This window comes from Caldifermentibacillus hisashii, from assembly GCF_039654145.1.
GTDB classification, from domain to species: domain Bacteria; phylum Bacillota; class Bacilli; order Bacillales; family Caldibacillaceae; genus Caldifermentibacillus; species Caldifermentibacillus hisashii.
Map to the genome: position 1 here is coordinate 2,786,014 of NZ_CP155467.1, position 24,963 is coordinate 2,810,976.

Here is a 24,963-nt window from a genome sequence, read left to right on the forward strand (position 1 = left end):
CCAAATCATTTTTTCACATATTTAACTTTCTACTCACAGCCGGGGAATTTTTTATTTAAGGGAGATTTTTTGCAACTCGTGCAAAAGTGCTTGAATTCGTTTTGCTGTCCAGCTCCGTGCGACGTGCACTTTTCTTAACCTGTAATATGAGAAAATGGATTACCTGCTTGTATAATTAATCGTTTGAGTTACCGCTTTCATTAATACTTTACTCTTTAACAATAGGAAGGTATAAGTTATTTTAATATAGAGCATTATTTAAATCTATAAGTGAATAAGATCCTCGTATGTATTTTACTATAATATATTGCTACATAAAATCAAGCAACATATAGAAACTTTTTTCCTGTTTTAGTATTAAATGTAAGTTCATCATTACCTTTTTTATCATAGCACATACTTGAATTATAAATAGAATCACTAAAATCCCTTACGAACTAACAGAAACCCAAGAATGTTACTATTATCAACATTCTTGGGTGTTTGTTTCCAATTCCAATATATTATTTAGGTAACGAATGTAATCGGTTTGCTACATCATGATAATATCTGTAAATGGAAAAATAACCGGGTGTATTGGATCCAATAAAATTAATAAAATCCATATGATCCCAGCCTTCCATTACAGGGAATGAATTCCAAACACCTTGTTTTATCTTACCGTCATATGGGCTATTTGGATGACCAAACGGATATTTTGCAGATACAACATTTACAATTCCATCATTTGGTAACCAGCTGCGATCAATGACAGGTGCCGGGCTTTGTCTGGTATAAGAGCCCATTTGTAACTAATCAGTGTAAACAATGGATGCATTGTTCCGATTAGACAATAGTTTTCAGTAACATATACAGTATTCATAATAAATATTTTCGAAATCGTATTCAATACAAAATTTAGAATTAATTAAATATTTCTAAAATATTAATAAATATAAATAAACCTTTTCCCCCTTACAATTTTGTTTTGGATGAATGATATTTGTTATATTTGCCAAAATAAACATAAAGGTGGTGAGGATCATGGCAAAAAAAGGAATTCAAAACTCAAGTATTGAGCAAATTCGTAACGATCATGAAGAGGAAACAGCTTTTTTAGCTGATAATCCGAAGAAAAATAAAAAACAAAACAAGAAGTAATCTTTTGATTCATAAGTATTAAAAAAGGGCTATTCCAAAAGTAAGGCTTAACTCATAAATCAAACCGGTTTCTTTTGGATAGCCCTTTATGTAATTTAGGATTATTTTCAAGAAAAAAGAGATGTTGAAACGGCTTTACCTAATATTTATGAAATTTCTCTACGGCTTCATCGCCATCAAAGCTTGGACTACCTCATAATCTACCTTTTGAAAGATGCCTTTCATACTTGTCTAATTGCATATTCATCTTCAACGACTATAATTTTCATCGGTGCTACCTCCTGAAAACCTAATGCAATTCCGTACTCTTTCTTTTCCTTCTATACATTATCACACAAATAAGTCAGTAAAAAGTCAAAGTCATTTTAATTTGATTTATGCTATGTGCTGTTTACCAATCATCATGTAAAAGTCTGCTTATGAATTAGCTAACGAGAAATAAATTAAACAAAAAATGACAATCAATCTAAGTTACATATTAATTTTATCTATTTTTTATATTGATTAGATTAATCTCTAGTTATAAAATTTTTCTATACACAAAATTTTCAGATAGACAAATTGTATGAAAAAACGCTCATGAAATAATGAATTCACATAATATATAACGAGGAGATTGATTCACTTGAGTACAACATCAATAATCAATGACGAATTAAAAGTGGCGACTGAATATGTCAACAATGTTTTTGAAACAGTTAAAAAACGAAATGCCTATGAATTTGAATTTCAACAAGCCGTAAAAGAAATATTTGATTCCCTTATTCCTCTTTTTGCTAAAGAACCGCTTTATATACAACATAATATTTTGGAACGAATTGTTGAACCTGAAAAAATGATTACTTTCCGGGTTCCTTGGGTAGATGATCAAGGAAATGTACAAATGAATCGCGGATTTCGTGTTCAATTCAACAGTGCACTCGGTCCCTATAAAGGCGGGTTACGTTTCCATCCTTCTGTAAATGGGAGCATTATTAAGTTTTTAGGTTTCGAACAAATATTTAAAAATGCTTTAACCGGACAACCAATTGGCGGTGGAAAAGGCGGTTCGGATTTTGATCCTAAAGGAAAATCCGATGCTGAAATTATGCGTTTTTGCCAAAGCTTTATGTCTGAATTATATCGCTATATCGGACCAGATGTGGATGTTCCTGCCGGTGATATCGGTGTGGGGGCGAGAGAAATCGGCTTCTTATTTGGACAATATAAAAAATTACGTGGTGCTTTTGAAGCAGGTGTCCTAACCGGCAAGAGCCTTGGATTTGGCGGAAGCATCGTCCGTAAAGAGGCAACAGGTTATGGTCTTGTCTATTTTACTCAAGAAATGTTAAGAGAAAAGGGACTCGATTTTAACGGTTCAACTGTTGTCGTTTCCGGTTCAGGTAATGTGTCCATTTATGCCATTGAAAAAGCACAGCAATTCGGTGCAAAAGTTGTTGCCTGCAGTGATTCCAACGGCTATGTGTATGATCCGGATGGAATTAATCTTGACACGGTAAAACGTTTGAAAGAGGTAGAATGCAAACGGATTAAAGAATATGTTGATTTCCATCCGAATGCTGAATACTATGATGGATGTACTGGAATCTGGTCGATTCCTTGTGATATTGCCCTTCCTTGTGCGACCCAAAATGAAATTGATGAAGAATCAGCAAAAACGCTTGTCGCCAATGGTGTGAAAGCTGTTGCAGAAGGTGCCAATATGCCATCCACAATTGAAGCAATCAATGTTTATTTAAATAATGGTATCTTGTATGGACCGGCAAAAGCTGCCAATGCCGGTGGGGTTGCCGTCTCCGCCTTAGAGATGTCTCAAAACAGCATGCGCTTGTCTTGGACTTTTGATGAAGTTGATCAAAAACTGCAACAAATCATGCACAATATATATCAAGCAAGCATGGAAGCTAGTGTTGAATACGGTCATCCCGGTAACTTAATGGTCGGTGCCAACATCGCCGGCTTCAAAAAAGTTGCTGAAGCGATGATTTCGCAAGGGGTGATTTAATTTCCTCCCTAATTTCAGGGACTGGTTCCTTTAATTTTCAAAGGGACCGGTCTTTTTTTAAAAAGGGTTGGCAACCACCCGGGAATATGAAGGTCGGATTTTATCCCTATTTGTTGTGGTTGAACGGACGAAGAGTAATCGGACGAAGAGCAATCGTACTCAAGTGCGACTTAACTTCAATCCATTCATTGCCATCGATTCACCATGGTTCTCTAAAGACATTCCGACCGTATTCGTTTCCCTGGCAAATCCATATCATTTAATCGATGTCCCGTACGTATCTACATTCATCAATGGATACTCGGACAACACATATACAGTCGATGCGATCGTGGAAAAAATGATGGGAAATTCAGCATTTAAAGGAATTAACCCAGTTGACCCATATTGTGGCAATCGTTGGGATGTTCATTTGTATGATTAAACTTCTTTTTGCTATCAAGAGATTTAAGTCAATGTGTTCCTTGTCAAGATCTTTTAACAGAACAAAATTCAAGAGTTGAAACGAGTATAGATGAACATAAACAAGCATGTGTTGAGAAAAACGGAAAATTTGCCTGTAATTATTTTCCAACTGGTGGAGAAAAAACACTCAAATCAAACTGGACAATTGGCAAAGATTTACAAATATGGTGGTTTAATCCTAGAGACGGAAAATGCTATTTACAAAATAATTCCATTACCTATAATTCCAATGAGGATTTCTGTACTATCAAAAATTGACTTACTAAAAATTAAAACTCCGACCTCTGGGGATGAACAAGATTGAATATGCATGATTGAACACACCGACAATAGTACAACAATTCTGGAAAAGGCACAGATTTATGGTGAAACACCTGTACCTCCTGGGATTAAAAAAGTTTTTGCATGGTAACAAAATCATTTTTAGGTTATAGATAACTCTCAATTCTTTAAGCTCCGGTTAATTTCGGGGCTTAAAGCATTTTTATCCAAGATGCATGAAAATAATTAAAGCTTCTAAAGGCATTTGTGAAATTGACTTTACACTTTATTAGCAAAAAAAATAAAGCCTTCATTGGCTTTTTTATTGTTGGCTTATCCGCTCCATCTCAACTTCAAGCTTATAAACTCTTTTATTTAATACTTCTGTTTTGTTATCAACATATTCTTCTAAATTTTTCGAATACTGACTAAGACTTGTAGAAATATCTTTAATTATCTGTTGCTTAACTTGTCTGATTTCAACCAGCAATTCCTGTTTAACATTCTCTAAACCCTGTTTAACATTCTCTAAACCCTGTTTAACATTCTCTAAATCTTTTTTAACAGGCTCGATTTCTTCTTTTATTACGGTTCGTAAAGCTTGCAATAACTCTACATCCATAAACCCTTCTCCCCTCCTTTTTTCCTATTATATCACCTATTTTACAAAAGTAGGCATAGAATTTTCAAATCTTATCAATCTCGCCCTAGTTACGTTGAGACAGTTAAACCATGAGAAAACCAATGTTGAAAGTGAATGCATTCAAATACTCAATGTTTACCATCGTTACACTGCTCATCATGAATAAATTAGCTTAATAATGTCTTCCATGCTAATAATTCCAATATACTGGCAAAGTGGGAAATTAATTGCTGCTGCGATGGTCGGTATTTTATTGTTGCCAGCAGGAATTATCAACGGGATGTCTCAGCGGTTTCCTGTAAATTACACGATAGATTTGGGACAAAATAGCTTGTTCAAATGTTCAAATTGGATTTGTTTTAATATTATTGCTGCGATAATACTTTTGAAATTAATAGTTCCTCTTCTGTTTTGTTTGTTTTAGGAGGAAATATTTTACTTATGATTGTACACCGTCTCCTGCTCAAGCAAATGGTTTAAATGACTTGCCGAGGGAATTATCTCCTGACGGTAATGCAATTTTGAACACTGCTCAACAAGTCAGCGTGGCATTTGCAACTGCTCTAACTACAACATTTATATCTGCAGGAGTGTCAGCTTATTTGATCCATAGAAGTCGTACAGCAGCTGTAACAAATGGTGTGCGATGCGGATTTGCGTTTACGGTCGTATAAACAATTCTTGGTCTAATTCTCTCATTTTTTGTCAAACCAGCAGGTGCTTTAGACTAAAAAAAAGAACAAAAAGAACTTCAACCGAAACAACAAACTGATTTTTAAAATATTTTTATTAAAAAACCTCCAAAGAACATGTGCTTGGAGGTTCTTCATATTTGTTAGTGTTTCACCAATTGATTCATCAGCGCAATCCTTTCTAAATACCGTCCGATTACTTTTACAATCCGTCTTTGAGTGGTTCGATCGACGGTAATTAAGCAGGATTGTTATTGTAATTTACTAGCAAAGAATGTAACTGGTAGCTGTTCATTTCAAGTCACATCAATTATAGTTGGTTCTTTTCAGTTATTATATTATATATTTATGATAAGTTAAGAAAATGTAAAATGGTAGTCTTAAAATCACATTAATCACTCTTTACTAATTTTCCGTTATAAACGCATGATATAAGTTAGTTTATTCCCAAAAATAGCAAACCTACTTATTCAAAGTGTAGGTTTGCCAATATTTCATACAAAATGTTTTTTAAACTTGAAATTATTTATGATTATTCCAAGGATGATATAAATGAATATAGACACTATTTAAAAGTTGAACGACAATATATTGAAATTATTAAACGGTTTTGGGGGATAAGTCCAGTTTATATCCTGAACAATATGAATACAGAACTTTTAGAGTTTTTAAAGGATTATACAGATGAAAAAGAAGGTTCCTTATTAAAGTCAATCAATGATCAAACAAAAGAACATAATGGTAGTTTATTACTATATGAAAAATTTTCTGTGATACAACTTCTGGCTAAGCTAAGTTTACGGGAAAAGTTAGAGTCATGTTTTGTCTTTCCTAATATGAAGATGATTTTATGGATTAATGGGCTAATTTGTAAGGTTTTTTTAGGTGATAATCATTATAAAGAATTAGTAAAATTAATATCCACAACGCATGGTCTTTATTTGCGGAAAGTATAATTAAAAATTTGCCAATCGACATTTCAACTTGAATGAACGGTTCCAAAAATTTTTAAAAGTGGATGGACTTCAATTGAAATCCATCCACTTATTTTTTTATAACAAAGACTTATACAACATTTCAATTTCCTCAATACTCGTATCACGCGGATTCCCACCTGTACATACATCTGCAAAGGCGTCTTTGGCAATGGCAGGAATGCCTTCTTCTTTGACACCGAGTTCAGCGATTGTTTGTGGAATGCCAACATCTTTGCCTAATTGGGCGACTGCTTGAACTGCAGCAACTCTCGCTTCTTCCAGGCTCATTGCATCGACATTTTCTACACCAAGAGCTTTTGCGATATCCCGATATTTTTCACCGGTGTAATCTGCATTGTATTTCAAAATCGTTGGTAAAAGTGTCGCACAGGCAACACCATGTGGCGCATTGTAACGAGCACTTAATGGGTGGGCCATACCATGAACAAGTCCAAGACCAACATTAGAGAAACCCATACCGGCAACATATTGTGCCAATGCCATATCTTCTCTTGCCTTTACATCACCGGCAACCGATGCACGCAGCGAACGGCCAATGATTTCAATCGCTTTAAGATGAAACATGTCTGTAAGTTCCCAAGCTCCTTTTGTGATGTATCCTTCAATTGCATGAGTTAATGCATCCATTCCGGTTGCGGCAGCAAGTCCCTTTGGCATCGACATCATCATGTCACTGTCAACGAATGTGACAACCGGAATATCATGGGCGTCCACACATACGAACTTGCGATGGTTATTTTCATCGGTAATCACATAATTGATTGTTACTTCCGCAGCTGTTCCGGAAGTTGTCGGGATAGCAAAAATTGGTGCACTTGGATTTCTTGTTCCCGGATCTCCTTCAAGACTTAACACATCCGCATGTTCAGGGTTTGTTACGATAATTCCGATTGCTCTTGCCGTATCGATTGGTGAACCGCCACCGATAGCAATGATGTAATCTGCTTCTGCTTGTTTATAAGCTTCAACCCCTGCTTTGACAACGGCAACAGTTGGGTTTGGTACCGTTTGGTCAAAAACTTCATAGGCTAAGCCGCTCGCATTTAATAAATCGGTAATTTTACTGACAACATGAAATTTGACTAAATCAGCGTCTGTGACAATCAATGCTTTTTTGAATCCCCTTTTTGCTGCTTCTGCCGGAATATGTTCAATTGCACCTTTTCCATGATAGGATGTTTCGTTTAAGATGATTCTGGTTGCCATTTGCGTTTCCTCCTTGTGATTATTTTCACATATATGTTGATAGGTAAATCCTGAAGAAAGAATCCCCGTATAAGGAACCGGGATTGGGATTTCCCTGTACATAAATCATTTCGGTTTATCATACGAATAGAGCTATTTCTGACAACTCCCACCACTAAAGAAGCGGGCTTTCTCGTTCGGAAAATTTTTAGAGGAACAACCCGAAACTCGTTTGTACGGACGGGCGTTCAGAATTTTTCATCAAATTAAAGCTCTAAAAAACCTTCCCTCGGTGTAACGCCAAAAGCATCAGCCAAGTCTTTTAATTGCTGATCGGTGATGGCTTGTTTCGCACCACCTTGAGCTTGCACATAGGTGTATACTTTTGCCGCTTTTTCTGCCGTTTCAATGAGGCCAAACACCTCATCCATATTACGACCGGCACCGTAAATACCATGAAACGGCCAAATCACCAGATGAAATTCATGCATTTTGGCTGCGGTTGCTTCACCAATTTCGTTTGTGCCAGGAACGAGCCAAGGAATAATTCCCACCCCTTCAGGAAAGACAACAAGACATTCGGTACACATTTGCCATAATGTCCGAGTTAATGCTTTTTCTTCTAATGGATGGGTAAATGTCATTGCCAACAGGTGAGTCGCATGAGTATGCATAACGATTCGATTTTCCGGATCGACTTTCATCCGGGCAATATGGCTCATAAAGTGAGAAGGCAATTCACTTGTCGGTCTTCCACCATCTTCTAGGCCCCATAATAATTCAAGATGTTTTCCATCTGCTGCAACACGGATAACACCAAGGTTTACAGCCGGATCATCAATGACATTTTTAAAATATTTACCGGATCCCGTAACGATAAAATATTTACCGGCCAATTCTTTTCCATCAAATTGCATCGGGATTGTCCGAACCACTTTTTCAATATCTAAATATGCCGCCACTTCTTCTTCCGTTAAAAGATAGCTAATGTTTCCGCCATTTCTTTCATCCCAACCAAGGCGATACATATTTGCTGTTACTTTCATCATTTCTTGTGTAAATGATGCGTCAATTATATTCAATTTTGTCATCGTATATACTCCTTCCATTCTTGCTGCCAAAAAATTATGCTCTATTTAAAAGAATTTCTTTTTCATATTGTTGAACTTCTTTAAACCAATCGAATCCGACAGGTACATTATTTTTTACACAGAAGTAATTCCAAACATCACCAAACGGGAAGTCTTTTAATTCTTCTGTATACGCTAACCGGGTTGTAAAGTCACCTTCTAATTCTTTTTGTTTTAAAAATGCTGTAGGTTCAAGCAATGCTCTTAACAATGCTTTTTGTGTGTTTCTTGTCCCGATGACCCATGCTGCAATTCGGTTGATGGTAGCATCAAAGAAATCCAGTCCGATATTGGTTCTTTCCAGTAAATTATTGCGGACAATTTCCCTGGCAATAGCTTGTAATTCATCATCCATAATAACAACATGGTCACTGTCCCAACGTACCGGACGGCTGACATGAAGCAAAATTCCTTTACTGAATAAAGAAAGTGCACTTAATTTATTGGAAATCACTTCAGTTGGATGAAAATGTCCGGCATCTAAGCAGACAAGTTTATTTCTGGAAATCCCGTAGCCCATGTAAAATTCATGGGAACCGACCGTATAAGCTTCAGCCCCAATACCGAATAATTTACTTTCAACCGCTTCTTGGGTAAAGTCTTCATTTAATTGTTCGGCAAAAATTTCATCCAATGCTTCCATTAACCGTTGTCTTGGTGCCAAAGTATCAACGGGATTGTCTTTAAAACCATCCGGAATCCAAAAATTATTAATGCTTGTTTGACCGATTTCTTTCCCGAAGTATTCGGCAATTTTCCGAGTACGTTTCCCATGTTCAACCCAAAAATCACGAACTTCCTTGTCCGGAGACGCAAGGGTAAATCCGTCTTTAAACATAGGATGGGAGAAGAATGTCGGGTTAAAATCAAGTCCTAAACCTTGTTCTTTTGCCCAATCAACCCAAGCTGTAAAATGCTTTGGTTCGATTTCATTTAAATCTACTTTCTCGTCTGTATCAAGGTAAATCGCATGAAGGTTTAATTTATGTTTGCCCGGAATTAAAGAATACGCTTTTTCTAAATCTTGCCGTAATTGCTCCGGTGTCCGTGCTGCTCCCGGGTAATTGCCGGTTGCCATAATTCCACCGGTCAGTTCGCCGTTCGGGTTTAAAAAGCCTTTTACGTCATCACCTTGCCAGCAATGGACGGAAATTTTCATATCCTGTAATTTTTTTAATGCTTCTTCCGTATCTACACCGATTTCTGCATATCGTTCTTTTGCAACTTCATAATTGCGGACAATTTGGTCTTGATTTGCCATTATTTGCAACCCTCTTTCAATGTTTTTTAATAGAATGTAAAAATTGTTTGTAGTCGGCAATGACTTCTTGCCAGTTTCCGTCTTGCGGTTTATATGTGGTCATTTCAAATGATTGCCTTGTCATTGCTCTTACTTCTTTTATATTTGAAATTTCGTTTTTTGAAATCATTTGAACGAGTAGATTCCCTATTGCGGTCGCTTCCGACGGACCGGCATAGACATGAATATTTGCCAGATTTGCTGTCAGTTGATTTAAAAAATGAACATTGCTGCCGCCACCGACAATATGCAAGTCCTGCACTGACCGATCTGTAATACGCCTAAGTTTTTCCAACTCAATTGCATAACAAAGTGCTAAATTACTATAAATACAGTTCGTCAATTCGCCAATTGTCTCCGGTACTTTTTGCCCGGTTTCCATGCAATAATTTTGAATTTCTTTTACCATATTTTCCGGGTTGTTAAAACGTTGATCATTGACATCGATAAATTGTTGAAAAGGTTCGCATTTTTCTGCTTGCTCGGCCATTTCGGCAAAACTGTATGTGTAGTCAAAATTTCTGGCAATTTCTTGGACAATCCACAGTCCCATAATATTTTTCAAAAAACGGTATGTGCCATATGCGCCCCATTCATTCGTATAATTTTCTTCGTAGGCTTCCTCACTTGTAATTGGAACCGTTAATTCCATGCCAAGCAGTGACCAAGTTCCGCTGCTCAGGAAAGCCCAGTTATCACCGAACCCCGGAGTTCCAAGTACGGCTGATGCGGTATCATGGGAAGCAACAGCAATCACTTCGCACTTTGGAAGGTCATATTTTTCATACCATTCTTCCTTTATCCCACCCAGCGAAGTTCCTGACTCTACAAGGGGAGCAAATTTGTCCTCAGTTACATGTACATGGTTGAGTAAATCTGTATCAAACAATTTTTCACGTAAATTCAGCATTTGTGTTGTCGAAGAATTGGTTACTTCACTGACGGCTTTTCCGGTAAGAACGTATCCAATATAGTCGGGAATGAGTAAAATTTTGTCTGCCAGTTTAAGTAACTCTTTATCTTCTGTATATAGTTGGTAAAGTGTATTGAATTCAAGAAACTGAATTCCGGTTTTTTCATAAATATACTGTTTCGGATAGGTTGATGTTAATTTATCAATAGCACCGATTGTCCTTGTATCACGATAACTTATCGGATCAGCAAGTTTTTTTCCGGATTTATCGATCAGTACATAATCAACTGCCCATGTGTCAATTCCTAAAACGCATTCATTGATACCCGCTTTTTTCACTTTTTCTAATCCGATAAAAATTTCGTTAATCAATTTGTCGATATCCCAGCGGTCATGTCCGTCTGTTTTTGAAAAACCATTTTTGAAGCGATGGATTTCTTGAATTTCGATTTTACCATCTCGAACATTTCCTAAAATCAATCGGCCGCTTGAAGCCCCAATATCAACCGCAAGATAATTTCGCATCACCTGTTCATTCACTCCTTTCGACAACTTTAATTGTACTTTCTTTCCAAGGATCATAGTTTTGATTAATATCTTGTTTTTTGAATTGTTTTCTTCCTACACAAATATCGTAAACGTTATCAAAAGAAAAATCATGATACATTATTGGTATTTTATTGTACTATCTTGGTAAGTTAGAAATGTTGTGGCATAATGAGGAAAAAGGAAAATTGGAGTAGTGATTATTATGGAGAAATATTGGGAAAAAGCAGATCATTCATGGACGGATGATTCCATTCGAATCTTTAATACTCCTTCTACACGGGCAAAACAACTATTTTACTATATTCAGGAGATCGGCCATTTTAAGGCAATGAAACCTTATTTTACGGAGAGACAAAACTTGAAGTCATATTTATTGAAGTTTACTTTTGGCGGGAAAGGGCGGCTCCGCTATCAAGGGCAGGTGTATACGATTGAAAAAGATGATATTTTTTTTATTGATTGTATGAATTATCAGCATTACGCGACTGTCAGTGATGAACCATGGGAGATGGACTGGATTCATTTTTACGGTCCGAATGTTGAGGCCTTTTATGAAGAATATATAAAAAACGGCAGTAATGTTTTTAAGGCCAAAAACGATCGGATCCATAAGATCATCAAAGAGATCATGGACTTGCAACAAACGCGTAATGCCAAGACAGAATTTCAAATTTCGTTGTTAATCCATGAAATGCTAAATGAAATCTTGATGCAAAAATATGATCTTGGTTTTGAGGAAAAAAATATCCCTGACTATATTTTACAAATAAAAAATTATTTGGAAGACAATTTTAAGAAGAAAATTGGTTTACAAGATCTAGAGCATATGTGTAGCTTAAATAAATTTCAATTAAGCAAGGAATTTACTCATTTTATTGGGATTCCACCGATTGAATATTTAATTAATTTTCGAATTAACATAGCAAAAAGCCTGCTTCGTTATACCAATAAAAGCGTAAAGGAAATAGCTTATGAGGTCGGCATTGAAGACACCCCTTATTTCAACCGGCTGTTCAAGCGGAAAACGGAAATGACACCGTTGGAATATCGGAAGAACGGGTAACTGATGAATAAAGATGAGAGACCGGCTCGGCCAGTTTGACGCGAGAAACACCTTAATTTGGCGACGAGACTCTTCTCGTCACCACTTTGAGTCGAAAATTGCTCGTTTTTGACGACGAGACCCTTTCTCGTCGTCGTTTTGAACCGGAAAGCCTACCTTTTTGGCGACGAGACCTATTCTCGTCACCATTTTAAGGCGGAAATTGCTCGTTTTTGACGACGAAACCCTTTCTCGTCACCTTTTTGGGGCGGAAAATACTCGTTTTTGGCGACGAGACCTTTTCTCGTCACCATTTTGGGGCGGAAAATACTCGTTTTTGGCGACGAGACCTTTTCTCGTCACCACTTTGAGCCGAAAATTGCTCCATTTTGGCGACGAGGCCCCTTCTCGCCGTCGTTTTGAACCGGAAAACCTACCTTTTTGGCGACGAGACCTTTTCTCGTCACCATTTTGAGCCGAAAATTGCTCGTTTTTGGCGACGAGGCCCTTTCTCGTCACCATTTTGGGGCGGAAAATACTCGTTTTTGGCGACGAAACCTTTTCTCGTCACCATTTTGGGGCGGAAAACCCACTTTTTTGGCGACGAGGCCCCTTCTCGCCGTCGTTTTGAACCGGAAAACCTACCTTTTTGGCGACGATACTCATTCTCGTCACCTTTTTGGGGCGGAAAATGTTCGTTTTTGACGACGAAACCCTTTCTCGTCACCATTTTGGGGCTGAAAACTCACTTTTTTGGCGACGAGACCTTTTCTCGTCGTGTTTTGAGGCGGAAAACCTACCTTTTTGGCGACGAGACCACTTCTCGTCGTCGTTTTGAACCGGAAAACCCACTTTTTTGACGACGAGATCCGTTCTCGTTGTCATTGCTTTTTTCGGTTAAAATTGATCAATTCATCCACAGTTAAAAATGTTTGCTTCAAACCTAGTTGTTTTCCAAGTTGTGTGGCATGGGGAAGTTCCAAATAAACGTCACGAATCAATTGTTCATGAGAAAAAACCTCTCGAGTTGGTCCATCCAAAACGATTTTCCCTTGGTTCATAACAATCGTACGTTCAAAAGTTTCTGCAACAAAATCCATATCATGAATAATCGATAAAACTAGGACACCTTCTGCACGCAGATCCTTCATGATTTTTTTCAAACGTTCTTTACCGAGATAATCTTGTCCCATTGTCGGTTCATCGAATATAATAATTGGCGGTTTCATGGCCAGAATAGAAGCGATTGAAACAAGTTTCCGATCAGATAAGCTTAAGTCATATGGATTTTTATCGGCTTCATGAACGATTCCCATTTTTTCCAGTGCCAGCAAACCGTTTTGTCTGGCCTCCTCCGTTGACTGACCAATATTTTTTGGACCAAACATTACTTCTTCAATTACCGTATGTTTAAAAATTTGATCGTTCGGATTTTGAAATACGAGGCCAATTTGACTTGCGAGTTGCGCTACCGTATATTCTTGCGTATTCATTCCATTCACGTAAATATTTCCGACTACCGGTTTCAACAAGCCTTTAAGCAATTTGACAAAGGTCGTTTTTCCTGCTCCGTTTTGCCCGATGATCGCTGTTGATTCTTGACGAAAATGAACATCAATGTTAGACAAAACCGGTTGACCTTCAGTATATGAAAAAGAGATATTTTCAACATTTATTTCATTCATTATTCTCACCGCCCAAAAGTGAAGAAACTTCTGTCAATGTAACCGGGTAAGTATTGTTATTCTTGTTTTTCATCCCCATTGCTTTACAGTAAGTTGTAAAAATCGGCGGGACTACACCATAGTCATGTAAATCATCCCGAGAAAAAACTTTTTGTGGAGTGTCAAAGTCGATCTGCTTACCTTCATATAGCAAGAGAATTCGATCCGTAAAACAGGCTAACTTTTCCATCTTATGTTCCGCAATGACAATGGTAATACCTTCCTGACTCAATTGTTGGATCACTCGAAATACTTCTTCGGACGCTTGAGGATCGAGTTGCGATGTTGGTTCGTCCAAAACTAAAATCTCGGGACGCATGGCAATCACACTTGCAATCGCAACCCGTTGCATTTGTCCGCCAGATAAGTCAAATGGATTTTTGTCCTTTATGTTTTCAATCCCCATCATTTTTAAACTCCAATCGACCCGCTCAATCATTTCTTCACGGGACACCCCTATATTTTCCAATCCAAATGCGATTTCGTCATAAACGGTATATTTAGAGGCCGTCATTTGGGTAAACGGATTATCGAAAACAAGTCCGGCTTTTTGAGAAAGATCAGTGATTGTACTTGTCTTTACCTCAATGCCGTCAATCAAAACCTTGCCTCCATACGCACCGTTAAAAAAGTGAGGAATTAATCCGGTCAATGCCAAACATAAAGAAGATTTCCCGGCAGAATTTTGGCCGACAATCCCGATGACTTCACCTTCTTCCACCTCAAACGAAACATCATTTAAGGCCAACTGATCTGTGTCAGGATATTTATATTTCAAATTTTCAACAATTATTTTTTTCATAGGAAAATCCTCCACAGGATAGCAAAAATGAAAATGAGTATAAGAACAGCTTGTATCACTTTTGCATATTTGTATGTATGGACTTCATGTAAAAAAGTTTTCTTTTGCTTAGCATTGAATCCGCGAACTTCCAAAGCAATAGAGCGCTCTCGTGTTGAGATTAATGAATTCATGATAACAGGTCCGATTAAAGGTAAAAAAGCTTTGATACGAACCAATAAACTTCCTTCTGTTTCTAATCCGCGTGAACGTTGGGCATCTTTAATCGTTGCAATGGTTGCACTCATTTGAGGTATTAACTGAAGCACAGAACCGATTACGTATCCGATTCGCGGTGACATTCCTTTTTGGATGAAAGATTGAATCAGATCGTCCGGTTTTGTTGTCAAAATCAAAACACCGAATGCACAGAGTAAATTAATCACCCGCAGCATTAACAACAAACCATAGGAAAGACCTTCTTTATAAAAAATGATTGGTCCGAAATGAAAAAGCGGCGTTACATTATCCGGTCGGAAAATACCTTGGATGATAACTAATGAAACGATTAAAAATAAGCTGAGACCAATTAAAGGAATAATCTTTCGGAACACTTTTCCGACGACAAGTAGAATTATACTAATAACCAATACAATCAAAGCTACTGTATGGGACGGTAAAATATAAGGTAATAAGGCTGCAACTATTGCATAAATCACCTTTGTAATCGGATCAATCTCATGGATCGGGGAATCCTGCTTGACGTAAAGGGTCATTGATTTCATTTTTCATTCACCAACTTCTTGATATTTCTATAGTATTAAACGGTTGAAAAACGATGGATAATTTTTTCTGTCTAGCTTCGGGCGCGAATGAGAAAAGCATGGCTTACCTCAGTTTGTAAGGTACAACTTGTACTTTTTAAAATCCCCGAATATGGAAAGGGAAAAAGCAGTATCTTCCACCTTTTCCCAAAAACAAATACAGTTACAATTCTTCAAAGCGTTGATTGTTTTGATATAATCTTTTTACATTCTTCGGTAATCCTTTAAAAATAAAGAAACATAACAGTACGCTAATTAATTTATCCGGCAAATCGACCACAATACTATCAAGGAAGGATGCCAACCATATTGGTCCGTTTTGGGATAGAATATAGGCATAGAGCGCATCTCCCCATACATTTCCTGTTTGACCTTCCCAAAAGATCATATTTAATGGTGTTGAAACTGTTGCCGCTATTGCACCGACAACCAGTCCTAACAAAAGCGCTTTGGCAAAATTATTTACCCATCCTTTATAAGCTAAAGCACCGACGACAATGCCGATCACACCGCTCGTGATAGCGTATACGGTTGATACCGGGTCAAGTGTAATTCCATAAATAATATTATTGATAATGCCTGATAACACACCGACAATCGGTCCAGCCAACATACTTGATAAAATCGTTCCTAATGAATCGAGCCATAAAGGGAGTTTTAACCCGGCCGCAATTGTCTTCCCAATGTAGTTGATTCCAATTGCAATTGGAATTAATACAAGTGCCGCCGTAGATAAGCGAAATGACCACATGCTTTTCGTTTTCATTTTCAAAACACTCCTTCCTTTTTCAAGTGCCCTTTGTCCAGTTTTTGATAAAATGGACCTTTTGAATTTTTTTAGAAAATTATAAAAATACCATACTTCTAATTCAAACGCATCACCTCCATAAGCTTGATAGCATGAATTTTTTTCCAGGCGTCAATCTCTTTCATTCTTCACCTTATCTAATAAAGCAAATGTTTCTAAAGCAAGAAGAATCTCATTTTTTTCTCCTTGTTCGGCATTCCTTTCTCCGTCAACATAGTCGTTAATTCCTTCATGTAAGTCTCCTGATGCAGAAACAACCACATTTAGGATGGAGGCAGCTTGCAGATTCCTAAGGACAGAAATCACCAGTAAAGGAGCCGTTTCCATATCTGAAGCCAAAACATTTCTTTTTGACCAAAATTTGTCAATATTCCCCTCATTATCAGTATAAAAGCTGTCATGACTTCTTACAATACCAAAATGATGTGAAATTTGAAGACGTTCGGCTGCAATTTTTATAAAAAACAATAGTTCCGGATTGCTTACGGCCGGGTAACCTTTTTCGATATAGGCTAATGAGGCTCCGTCATTACGGACCGCTCCGGATGCAATGACCAAGTCACCTATTTTCAAGTGCGGTTGTAATGCCCCGCAACTGCCGATTCGAATAAGTGCAGTAACGCCAATATTATTCAATTCCTCTACCGCAATTCCGAGTGACGGGCCGCCGATACCGGTAGATACCACCAGAATTTTAACACCCTTATAAAAGCCAATGGCACTGCGATACTCCCGATTAAATGCTAATTCTTTCGGCGAATCAAGAAACTCCATTACTCTTTCAACACGCTTTGGATCTCCCGGCAAAACTGCATACGTAACATTTAAGTCATTTCCAAGTCGAATATGTGGTTGTAATAATCCCATAACATTTTTTACCTCCTTTTTTTATTCTTTGACTTCCATTGGGTGCTGCCAATTATTCGAAAAAATTAAGTAAAGATCGTCCAAAGAAGATTTCGAATCATGCTCTTTTGGACAATATCCCTAGAAATCAAAACAGAAATGTCTATTAAAACAATTCTATTGGACAATTTTTGTTGAAGCATAAGCTAAATTGTCCATTAGAAGGGTTTCGATCGTGCTCTTTTGGACAAAATCGCCAGAAAGTCGTGCAGAACTGTCTATTAAAATGATTCTATTGGACAATTTTTGTTGAAGCATAAGCTAAATTGTCCATTAGAAGGGGCCCAATCGCACTCTTTTGGACAAAACCATCAAAAAACCGAACCGAAATACTGGGAATTACACATTACTAACATATATGAAAAGGTCCATGGAATAAACAATCCATGGGCCTGACGCTTAATTACTTACCTTTCCGAAATAATCAAGTAATATTTCTTCTTCCCTCTACGAATAATCGTAAATTTGCCTTCAATTTTGTCCGAGTCACCCAATACATACTGCACATCAGTTACTCGGTCACCATTAATGTAGATCGCACCGTTTTGAAAATCTTCCCGGGCTTGCCGCTTCGATGGGGAAATTTTTGCCGCCACGAGTAAATCAACCAAGTTGGCTTCTGCCTCCGTATTTGTAAATGAAGGAACATCTTTAAAACCTTGTTCGATTTCAGCACCGTTTAATTCTTTAATATTTCCGCTGAACAACGCTTCGGAAATGCGAATTGCTTGTTTCAATGCCGCTTCCCCATGGACTAGTTTTGTTACATCTTCCGCTAACGCTTTTTGGGCAAGACGTTTTTCCGGTTGTTCCGCTGTTGCTTTTGCCAATTCCTCAATTTCTTCATGGGAGAGGAAAGTAAAGTATTTTAAGTAATTCACAACATCACGGTCATCGGTATTAATCCAGAATTGATAAAATTCATATGGTGTTGTTTTTTCCGGATCAAGCCAGACTGCATTTCCCTCTGTTTTCCCAAATTTTGTTCCGTCCGCTTTCGTTACAAGTGGAACCGTCAATCCAAATGCTTTTGCCTCTTCATGTGTTTTCCGAATCAATTCAAGCCCGGCTGTAATATTGCCCCATTGGTCGCTCCCACCGATTTGCAGACGACAGTTTTCTGTTTCATATAATTTTAAGAAATCAAGGGACTGCAAAATCATGTAACTAAATTCAGTAAAAGAAATCCCGGTTTCCAGACGGGATTGAACCGTATCTTTTGCCAACATGTAGTTTAATCCAAAATTTTTCCCAACATCCCGTAAAAAAGTAATGACATCCATCTTCCCTGTCCAATCATAGTTATTCGCCATGGTGGCCGGGTTCTCTTTGCTGTCAAAATCAAGAAAACGGGATAATTGTCCTTTTATGCTTTCCACCCAATTTTCCACGGTTTCTTTTGCATTTAGTGTCCGTTCTGCTTTTTTACCGCTCGGGTCACCGATTAATCCGGTTGCTCCGCCGACGAGCGCAATTGGTTGATGTCCAGCCAATTGAAAACGACGAAGTATTAAAATCGGCAACAAATGCCCAATATGCAAACTGTCTGCTGTTGGGTCAAATCCACAGTACAATTTAACACTTTCTTCGGCTAATAATTTTTTTAAACCTTCTTCATCTGTAATCTGATTGATTAACCCTCGGTATTGTAAATCCTCTAATAAGTCCATCACTCAATCTCCTTTTCCAAAATAATAAGCAAAATGAAAACTCTCATTTCACATCACAATTTTTTCCCTATTGTCCTTTTAAAAAATTGGGCAAAATAAAAATCCCTCCGAATCAATCGAAGGGACGAATCTATCGCGGTACCACCCAACTTGAGGAAAATTTCCTCCACTCATTTTGCTAACGGACAACCGTTCACTGCTACGAGCCACATAAACCTTGTTCACAGTGAATGCTCAGGGATGTAATTCGTTTTCCTATTTGTACCGGTTTCCACCACCCACCGGTTCTCTCGAAACAGGGATAGCAAAACTACTAAATTCCCATCATTGCTTAATTATTCATTTTGTTACCATATTTTTAGCATATTCATCAAAAGATGTCAAACTTTGTTGTTGCCATTTAATCAAAATGTGAAAAATTCGTTAAAAAGAAAGGTAAGCGGAAAATTGGTATGCTATAATGGATTTGATTCCAGGAGGGGTGCTATGAAGGAATATTTCAATACATTGATCAAACAACTAAAACCGATTAAAGAAAAGTTATTCAATCCAAAAACAGCAAAAATTTTTCGAATTACCTATTCTGTTGTATGGAATCTGATTTTAATTGGTATTATATGTTTTATTCTCGCTGTTTCATTAGGATTGGGGGTTGGTGCCGGATATTTCGCTTCCCTTGTCAAAGATGAATATCCTCGGTCTTATGAAGAATTAAAAAAAGATATCTATAATTATGAAGAACCGTCTGAATTATATTTTGCCAATGATGTCTTTCTCGGGCATCTTCGGTCGGATATTGTCCGGGAAGAAGTGAAGATCGATGACGTATCTGATTTTGTCAAAAAAGCTGTCATTGCAACGGAAGATCAAAATTTTAAGACCCATAACGGTGTTGTTCCTAAAGCTGTGCTACGGGCATTGTATCAAGAAGTCACCAATTCAGCCGTTCAAACCGGCGGCAGTACATTAACACAGCAACTGGTGAAAAACCAAATATTAACGAATGAAGTTTCGTTTGAAAGAAAAGCGAAGGAAATCTTGCTTGCTTTAAGAGTTGAGAAGTTTTTCAATAAGGATGAAATTTTGGAAGCATATTTAAACGTATCATCATTTGGGCGAAATTCTTCCGGACAAAATATTGCCGGAATACAGGCGGCAGCGAAAGGAATCTTTGGTGTCCCGGCAAAGGACTTAAATCTGGCGCAAGCAGCTTTTATCGCCGGTCTCCCACAAAGTCCATACGGCTACACTCCTTTTACAAATAAAGGAGAACTCAAAAGCGCAGAAGGACTGGAGCCGGGCTTAAAACGCCAAAAAGTTGTGCTAAGTCGCATGCTCGAAATGGGGTACATCACGAAAGAACAATATGATGAAGCGGCTACCTATGACATTGTGAAAGATTTTATCCCTCCACAAGATTCAATTATCGAGCAATATCCATATTTGATTATGGAAAGTGAAAGAAGAGCTATTGAAGTGTTAATGGGAAATTATTATAAAAAAGACGGTTACAAAAAAGAAGATATCGATAATAGTAAAGTTTTATATAACCGTTATTATACACTTGCCGAAAGGGATCTTCGTCAAAACGGATATAAAATCTATACAACCATTAATAAAGATATTTATGACAAATGGCAGGAAATAACGAATCAATATAAAGAGACCGTCCCATACCAAACGGTACAAAAAAAGGATCCTGAAACAAATGAAACCATTCAAGTGAAGGAGCCGCTTGAAGTAGGCGCCATGCTAATCGAAAATAAAACCGGAAAAATTATCAGCTTTGTCGGCGGCCTTGATTATCAACGGGAAAATCTAAATCACGCAACACAAGCATTTCGTCCGAACGGATCAACCATGAAACCATTGGTCGTATACGGTCCTGCTATCAATATGGGGCTTGCCGCTCCGGGAACGGTTTTAGCGGATGTTGATCTCGGTCTGAGAGGTGATTCCGGAAAACCATGGCCGACCAACTTTTCACCGCGATATTATGGGCTAACTTCGGCAAGAACAGCATTAACCCATTCCTATAACGTGTCTGCTGTTTATTTAATGCAAAAAATCATCTCGCATGATCCGGTCCAATACTTGGAAAAACTAGGAATTAGTCGGATAACCAAAGCAGATCATACCAATTTAGCCATTGCCCTCGGCGGTATTACAAATGGCGTAACCGTGGAAGAAAATACGAATGCCTATACCGCATTTGCCAATGACGGGAAATTTATTGATGCATACATGATTGAAAAAATTGTTGATAATGACGGGAATGTCGTTTATGAACATAAAAGTGAACCGGTTGAAGTATTTTCCCCACAGGCCGCATATTTAACAATTGATATGATGCGGGATGTCGTTCGAAGTGGTACAGCCAGAGCATTGCCGAGGCAACTTAAATTTTCTGCTGATCTTGCCGGGAAAACGGGGACGACCAATGACACGGAAGATGTTTGGTTTGTCGGGCTAAATCCTAATTTCACTGCTGGTATTTGGTTCGGATTTGATCAACCGAAGACGATACCGGAAGCGTTCCGAAATAAACATTTATCACTTTGGGCAAAATTGATGAACGCTGCCTATGATGTGGCTCCGGACGTAATTGGTGTTAAAGACCGCTTTAATATGCCTGGCGGAATCGTTAAAAGAGCTTATTGCGGTGTATCCGGTCTGCTTCCATCCAATGCGTGTTCGAAAGCAGGTCTGACATTATCGGATTATTTTATCGCTGATTATGTACCAACAAAAGTTGATGATAGTTTAATTGACGGGAGATTTGTTACCATTGGTGGTCAAAAATATGTAGCACTTGATTCAACACCGAGCGAATTTACCCAGTCCGGACTGATGTTAAATCCGGATTTTGTCAAACAAGTAGCTCCAAATCTTAAAAATGTCAATCAGCTGATTCCGAGTACCGGAAATTGGTCCAACATTTTCGTTTCGACAGCAAGAATGAATGAAAACGGGAAAATCCCTGATCCATTAGGGGTATCATTATCTAATACAACGATAAGTTGGAACAGACATCCCGAAAATGATATTGTCGGTTATCGAATTTATCGAGTGACAAATGGCGGACGCGGCGAAAAAATCGCAAGTATTATTGCCGGCTCATCGCTTGCCTATCATTTGCCGGGCAACGGTCAATACGCTGTAGTAGCTGTTGATATTGCCGGTAATGAGTCTCCATTATCAAATGTGGTGACAGTTGAAAATACCAGTCCAACACCGACACAGGATTCTGCGGATGACAATTATATTGATGAAACTGCACAGGGCGGTTCCCCAGTGCAGTAAAAACGGAAAAACCCCAAGAACTTAGCATTCTCGGGGTTTTTTCATTTCCAAATTTTGATTACCTCAATAATTAATCTTCCATTGTCGAGAGATCACCTGTTGGCAAGTTCAATTCCCAAGCTTTCAGTACTCTTCTCATAATTTTTCCGCTTCGGGTTTTCGGCAATTTATCAACAAACTCAATTTGTCTCGGTGCAGCATGAGCAGCAAGACCGGTTTTGACAAATTGACGGATATCTTCTTTTAATTCATCCGATTGTGTGTATCCTTCTCTCAATGAAATAAACGCTTTAATAATTTCACCGCGAACAGGGTCCGGAATACCGATGACACCGGCTTCCCGTACAGCAGGATGCTCAACCAGTTTACTTTCAACTTCAAACGGTCCGACCCGCTCACCCGAGGTATTAATCACATCGTCAACCCGGCCTTGGAACCAGAAATAACCGTCTTCGTCCATATAAGCTGAATCTCCGGAAACATACCAGCCATTCGGGAAGAAGTAAGACTCATATTTTTCAGGATTATTCCAAATTTTCCGCATCATGGACGGCCAACCTATTTTAATGGCCAAGTTCCCCATCTGATTCGGTGGTAATTCATTGCCTTGATCATCAACAATGGCAGCAACCACTCCCGGTACTGGTTTCCCCATCGAGCCCGGACGAATATCCATGCAAGGGTAGTTACATATTAAATGGGCCCCCGTTTCTGTCATCCACCATGTATCATGAATGCGATGTCCGAATACTTTTGACCCCCAACGAATAACTTCCGGATTAAGCGGCTCTCCAACACTTAAAATATGACGTAAAGAAGTTAAATCAAACTTATTTACGACCTCATCGCCGGCACCCATTAACATCCTGAAAGAGGTTGGCGCACTATACCAGACAGTTACGCCGAAATCTTCAATCGTCTTATACCAGGCTTCCGGACTAAACCTTCCCCCAACAACTACATTCGTTGCCCCGTTTAGCCAAGGACCAAATATACCGTAAGAAGTTCCCGTTACCCAGCCGGGATCAGCAGTGCACCAATAAATATCGTCCTCTTTCAAATCAAGTACCCAATAGGCAGTCATATATTGTTGAATCATGGCATTATGGACATGCAAAACCCCTTTTGGTTTTCCTGTTGAACCGGATGTATAATGAAGTATGTAACCATCTTCACGGTCTACCCATTCAATTTCCAAATTTTTACTAGCCTCAGCCAATTTTTTATTAAAATCAACATATTTACCGTTTTCCTCAACATTTTCACCAACGATAAAAATGGTTTCCAAGTCCGGCAATTCATCTACCGGTACACGTGGTAATAATTCCGGTGTTGTCACTAAATATTTTGCACCACTGTCCAGCAGGCGGTCTCTTACTGCTCCTTCCATGAATGCCTCGAATAACGGCCCAACGATTGCACCTAATTTGATAGCTCCGAGGAAGGCAAAATAAAGTTCCGGCGAGCGCGGCATGAAGACAAATACACGATCCCCTTTTGTAACACCGTAATCTTTAAATACATTTCCGGCTTTATTCGAAAAATCCTTCATTTCTTTAAACGTATATTTTTCTAATCGACTCGCATCCCGGTAAATAAGCGCCACTTTGTTTTTGCGAAAACTCTCTGCATGACGGTCAATCGTCTCAAAAGCAATATTTACTTTCCCGGTCGAATGCCAAGAAAAATATTGTTCAGCTTCCTCCCATTTAAAGGTTTGGTACGCTTCCTCATAATTTTTTAAATTATGTTCCCCTTTTACTGCTGATAACGTTTCCAATTTCATTAATATTCCCCCTTGCTCAAATATGCAACAAAATATCCCATATAATATATTTATTTCATAATTTTGTTAAAAATGCAAGTTTCTATTAAGCTAGTTTTCAAATATTATAATAATAGGGATAGTAAAGTGAGAAAATTCGCTCGCTTTTTGAAACCACTTTCAAGTATAATAGAATTAAATTCGTATGAGGTGATATTTTGGAACATAAAAAAACCTACTATAAAAAAGAGTGGGAAACGAAAAAAGGGACTTTAATTATTGAAGGCCCTGTACCATCAGAAACGCTTTCCAAATACCATTTTCATGAAGGTTTAGTAGCGTTTCGACCGGCTAACGAACAAAAAAAAGCGCTTGTTTCAATCGCCGCCCTCCCGGAAGGCAGAATTATTATTGCGAGAGATGGAGATACGGTAATTGGTTATGCCACCTTCCTTTATCCTGATCCATTGGAAAGATGGTCAGAGGAAAAAATGGATAATTTACTAGAATTAGGTGCGATTGAGGTTGCTGCACCATATCGAGGGATGGCTGTAGGAAAACAATTATTAATTGTTGCCATGATGGATGATTCGATGGAAGATTATATCATTATTACCACTGAGTACTATTGGCATTGGGATTTGAAGGGGACAGGTCTGAATGTGTGGGAATATCGGAAAATCATGGAAAAGATGATGAATGCCGGCGGTCTTGTTTGGTTTGCCACCGATGATCCGGAAATTTGTTCCCATCCGGCCAACTGCTTGATGGTGAGAATCGGAAAACGGGTCGACCAAGCCTCGATTGAAAAATTTGATCGTCTTCGTTTCAGGAATCGGTTTATGTACTAAAGCGAAGG

Annotated in this window: 24 protein-coding genes and 1 other annotated feature; of the genes, 8 read left to right on the forward strand and 16 right to left on the reverse strand. The window is 38.2% G+C overall.

The features are described from left to right. Positions 1 to 503 precede the first annotated feature (503 nt). Complete coding sequence (locus NSQ14_RS13505; RefSeq protein WP_346216480.1) at positions 504 to 785, reverse strand: lipase; 282 nt, start codon at positions 783 to 785, stop codon at positions 504 to 506. A 238-nt stretch (positions 786 to 1,023) separates the two neighbouring features. On the opposite strand from NSQ14_RS13505, the gene NSQ14_RS13510 reads away from it, so the two are divergent. The 4 genes from NSQ14_RS13510 (at position 1,024) to NSQ14_RS13525 (ending at position 3,868) form a co-directional block, all read left to right on the forward strand. Then, entirely contained in the window at positions 1,024 to 1,140 is a 117-nt protein-coding gene (locus tag NSQ14_RS13510) for a hypothetical protein (protein ID WP_034771741.1), read from the forward strand. Between the two features lie 625 nt (positions 1,141 to 1,765). Beyond that, complete coding sequence (gene gdhA / locus NSQ14_RS13515; RefSeq protein WP_428831579.1) at positions 1,766 to 3,145, forward strand: NADP-specific glutamate dehydrogenase; 1,380 nt, start codon at positions 1,766 to 1,768, stop codon at positions 3,143 to 3,145. Positions 3,146 to 3,212: 67 nt separating this feature from the next. Further along, positions 3,213 to 3,569, forward strand: coding sequence for a hypothetical protein (locus NSQ14_RS13520; protein WP_041845596.1), 357 nt, complete (start codon positions 3,213 to 3,215; stop codon positions 3,567 to 3,569). 8 nt (positions 3,570 to 3,577) lie between these two features. Next, positions 3,578 to 3,868 (forward strand): putative collagen-binding domain-containing protein, encoded by a 291-nt coding sequence (locus NSQ14_RS13525; protein WP_072012698.1) that lies wholly within the window; start codon positions 3,578 to 3,580, stop codon positions 3,866 to 3,868. A gap of 325 nt (positions 3,869 to 4,193) precedes the next feature. Here NSQ14_RS13525 and NSQ14_RS13530 read toward each other — a convergent pair whose 3' ends face one another. Beyond that, positions 4,194 to 4,493 carry a hypothetical protein gene (locus NSQ14_RS13530; protein WP_034771747.1) on the reverse strand — a complete coding sequence of 100 codons (300 nt, stop codon included), beginning with the start codon at positions 4,491 to 4,493 and terminating at the stop codon, positions 4,194 to 4,196. Positions 4,494 to 5,709: 1,216 nt separating this feature from the next. On the opposite strand from NSQ14_RS13530, the gene NSQ14_RS13535 reads away from it, so the two are divergent. Then, positions 5,710 to 6,162 carry a hypothetical protein gene (locus NSQ14_RS13535; protein ID WP_041902891.1) on the forward strand — a complete coding sequence of 151 codons (453 nt, stop codon included), beginning with the start codon at positions 5,710 to 5,712 and terminating at the stop codon, positions 6,160 to 6,162. Between the two features lie 96 nt (positions 6,163 to 6,258). Here the strand turns inward: NSQ14_RS13535 and fucO are convergent, their stop codons facing one another. The 4 genes from fucO to rhaB form a co-directional block, all read right to left on the reverse strand. Further along, positions 6,259 to 7,410 carry a lactaldehyde reductase gene (gene fucO / locus NSQ14_RS13540; RefSeq protein ID WP_343191332.1) on the reverse strand — a complete coding sequence of 384 codons (1,152 nt, stop codon included), beginning with the start codon at positions 7,408 to 7,410 and terminating at the stop codon, positions 6,259 to 6,261. 245 nt (positions 7,411 to 7,655) lie between these two features. After that, positions 7,656 to 8,480: a rhamnulose-1-phosphate aldolase gene (gene rhaD / locus NSQ14_RS13545; RefSeq protein ID WP_328189260.1), complete on the reverse strand. Its 825-nt coding sequence runs from the start codon at positions 8,478 to 8,480 to the stop codon at positions 7,656 to 7,658. 34 nt (positions 8,481 to 8,514) lie between these two features. Then, positions 8,515 to 9,780 carry an L-rhamnose isomerase gene (rhaA, locus tag NSQ14_RS13550; RefSeq protein WP_095142242.1) on the reverse strand — a complete coding sequence of 422 codons (1,266 nt, stop codon included), beginning with the start codon at positions 9,778 to 9,780 and terminating at the stop codon, positions 8,515 to 8,517. A 16-nt stretch (positions 9,781 to 9,796) separates the two neighbouring features. Next, positions 9,797 to 11,257 (reverse strand): rhamnulokinase, encoded by a 1,461-nt coding sequence (gene rhaB, locus NSQ14_RS13555; RefSeq protein WP_326973590.1) that lies wholly within the window; start codon positions 11,255 to 11,257, stop codon positions 9,797 to 9,799. Positions 11,258 to 11,483: 226 nt separating this feature from the next. Between rhaB and NSQ14_RS13560 the strand changes: the two genes are divergently transcribed. After that, positions 11,484 to 12,344: an AraC family transcriptional regulator gene (locus tag NSQ14_RS13560; RefSeq protein WP_034771769.1), complete on the forward strand. Its 861-nt coding sequence runs from the start codon at positions 11,484 to 11,486 to the stop codon at positions 12,342 to 12,344. Positions 12,345 to 12,578: 234 nt separating this feature from the next. On the opposite strand, the gene NSQ14_RS13565 is transcribed toward NSQ14_RS13560, so the two are convergent. From NSQ14_RS13565 to tyrS, 9 genes are all read right to left on the reverse strand, one after another. Next, entirely contained in the window at positions 12,579 to 12,845 is a 267-nt protein-coding gene (locus NSQ14_RS13565; RefSeq protein ID WP_346216481.1) for a hypothetical protein, read from the reverse strand. Next, positions 12,787 to 13,053, reverse strand: coding sequence for a hypothetical protein (locus NSQ14_RS13570; protein ID WP_346216482.1), 267 nt, complete (start codon positions 13,051 to 13,053; stop codon positions 12,787 to 12,789). The genes NSQ14_RS13565 and NSQ14_RS13570 overlap by 59 nt, the downstream gene beginning before the upstream one ends. Then, the gene (locus tag NSQ14_RS13575; protein WP_346216483.1) at positions 13,047 to 13,208 is read right to left on the reverse strand and encodes a hypothetical protein; all 162 of its coding nucleotides are present in this window, start codon (positions 13,206 to 13,208) and stop codon (positions 13,047 to 13,049) included. Before NSQ14_RS13575 ends, NSQ14_RS13570 begins: the two co-directional genes overlap by 7 nt. Continuing rightward, the gene (locus NSQ14_RS13580) at positions 13,205 to 14,008 is read right to left on the reverse strand and encodes an energy-coupling factor ABC transporter ATP-binding protein (protein ID WP_342020469.1); all 804 of its coding nucleotides are present in this window, start codon (positions 14,006 to 14,008) and stop codon (positions 13,205 to 13,207) included. Before NSQ14_RS13580 ends, NSQ14_RS13575 begins: the two co-directional genes overlap by 4 nt. Then, positions 14,001 to 14,849 (reverse strand): energy-coupling factor ABC transporter ATP-binding protein, encoded by an 849-nt coding sequence (locus tag NSQ14_RS13585; protein ID WP_216406266.1) that lies wholly within the window; start codon positions 14,847 to 14,849, stop codon positions 14,001 to 14,003. Before NSQ14_RS13585 ends, NSQ14_RS13580 begins: the two co-directional genes overlap by 8 nt. Next, complete coding sequence (locus tag NSQ14_RS13590) at positions 14,846 to 15,613, reverse strand: energy-coupling factor transporter transmembrane component T family protein (protein WP_326973559.1); 768 nt, start codon at positions 15,611 to 15,613, stop codon at positions 14,846 to 14,848. The genes NSQ14_RS13585 and NSQ14_RS13590 overlap by 4 nt, the downstream gene beginning before the upstream one ends. A gap of 202 nt (positions 15,614 to 15,815) precedes the next feature. Continuing rightward, positions 15,816 to 16,418, reverse strand: coding sequence for an ECF transporter S component (locus tag NSQ14_RS13595; protein ID WP_346216484.1), 603 nt, complete (start codon positions 16,416 to 16,418; stop codon positions 15,816 to 15,818). A gap of 153 nt (positions 16,419 to 16,571) precedes the next feature. Next, a complete protein-coding gene (locus NSQ14_RS13600; RefSeq protein ID WP_346216485.1) occupies positions 16,572 to 17,327 on the reverse strand; it encodes a nucleoside phosphorylase in 756 nt (251 codons plus the stop codon). A gap of 446 nt (positions 17,328 to 17,773) precedes the next feature. Then, positions 17,774 to 19,036, reverse strand: a complete 1,263-nt coding sequence (gene tyrS, locus NSQ14_RS13605; RefSeq protein WP_346216486.1) for a tyrosine--tRNA ligase — start codon at positions 19,034 to 19,036, stop codon at positions 17,774 to 17,776. A gap of 117 nt (positions 19,037 to 19,153) precedes the next feature. Next, positions 19,154 to 19,373: a binding site (T-box leader), on the reverse strand. A gap of 149 nt (positions 19,374 to 19,522) precedes the next feature. On the opposite strand from tyrS, the gene NSQ14_RS13610 reads away from it, so the two are divergent. Continuing rightward, positions 19,523 to 22,339 (forward strand): transglycosylase domain-containing protein, encoded by a 2,817-nt coding sequence (locus NSQ14_RS13610; RefSeq protein ID WP_328188235.1) that lies wholly within the window; start codon positions 19,523 to 19,525, stop codon positions 22,337 to 22,339. 70 nt (positions 22,340 to 22,409) lie between these two features. Here NSQ14_RS13610 and acsA read toward each other — a convergent pair whose 3' ends face one another. Further along, positions 22,410 to 24,125: an acetate--CoA ligase gene (gene acsA / locus NSQ14_RS13615; protein ID WP_034771795.1), complete on the reverse strand. Its 1,716-nt coding sequence runs from the start codon at positions 24,123 to 24,125 to the stop codon at positions 22,410 to 22,412. A gap of 197 nt (positions 24,126 to 24,322) precedes the next feature. On the opposite strand from acsA, the gene NSQ14_RS13620 reads away from it, so the two are divergent. Then, the gene (locus tag NSQ14_RS13620) at positions 24,323 to 24,955 is read left to right on the forward strand and encodes a GNAT family N-acetyltransferase (protein WP_041845588.1); all 633 of its coding nucleotides are present in this window, start codon (positions 24,323 to 24,325) and stop codon (positions 24,953 to 24,955) included. Positions 24,956 to 24,963 lie beyond the last annotated feature (8 nt).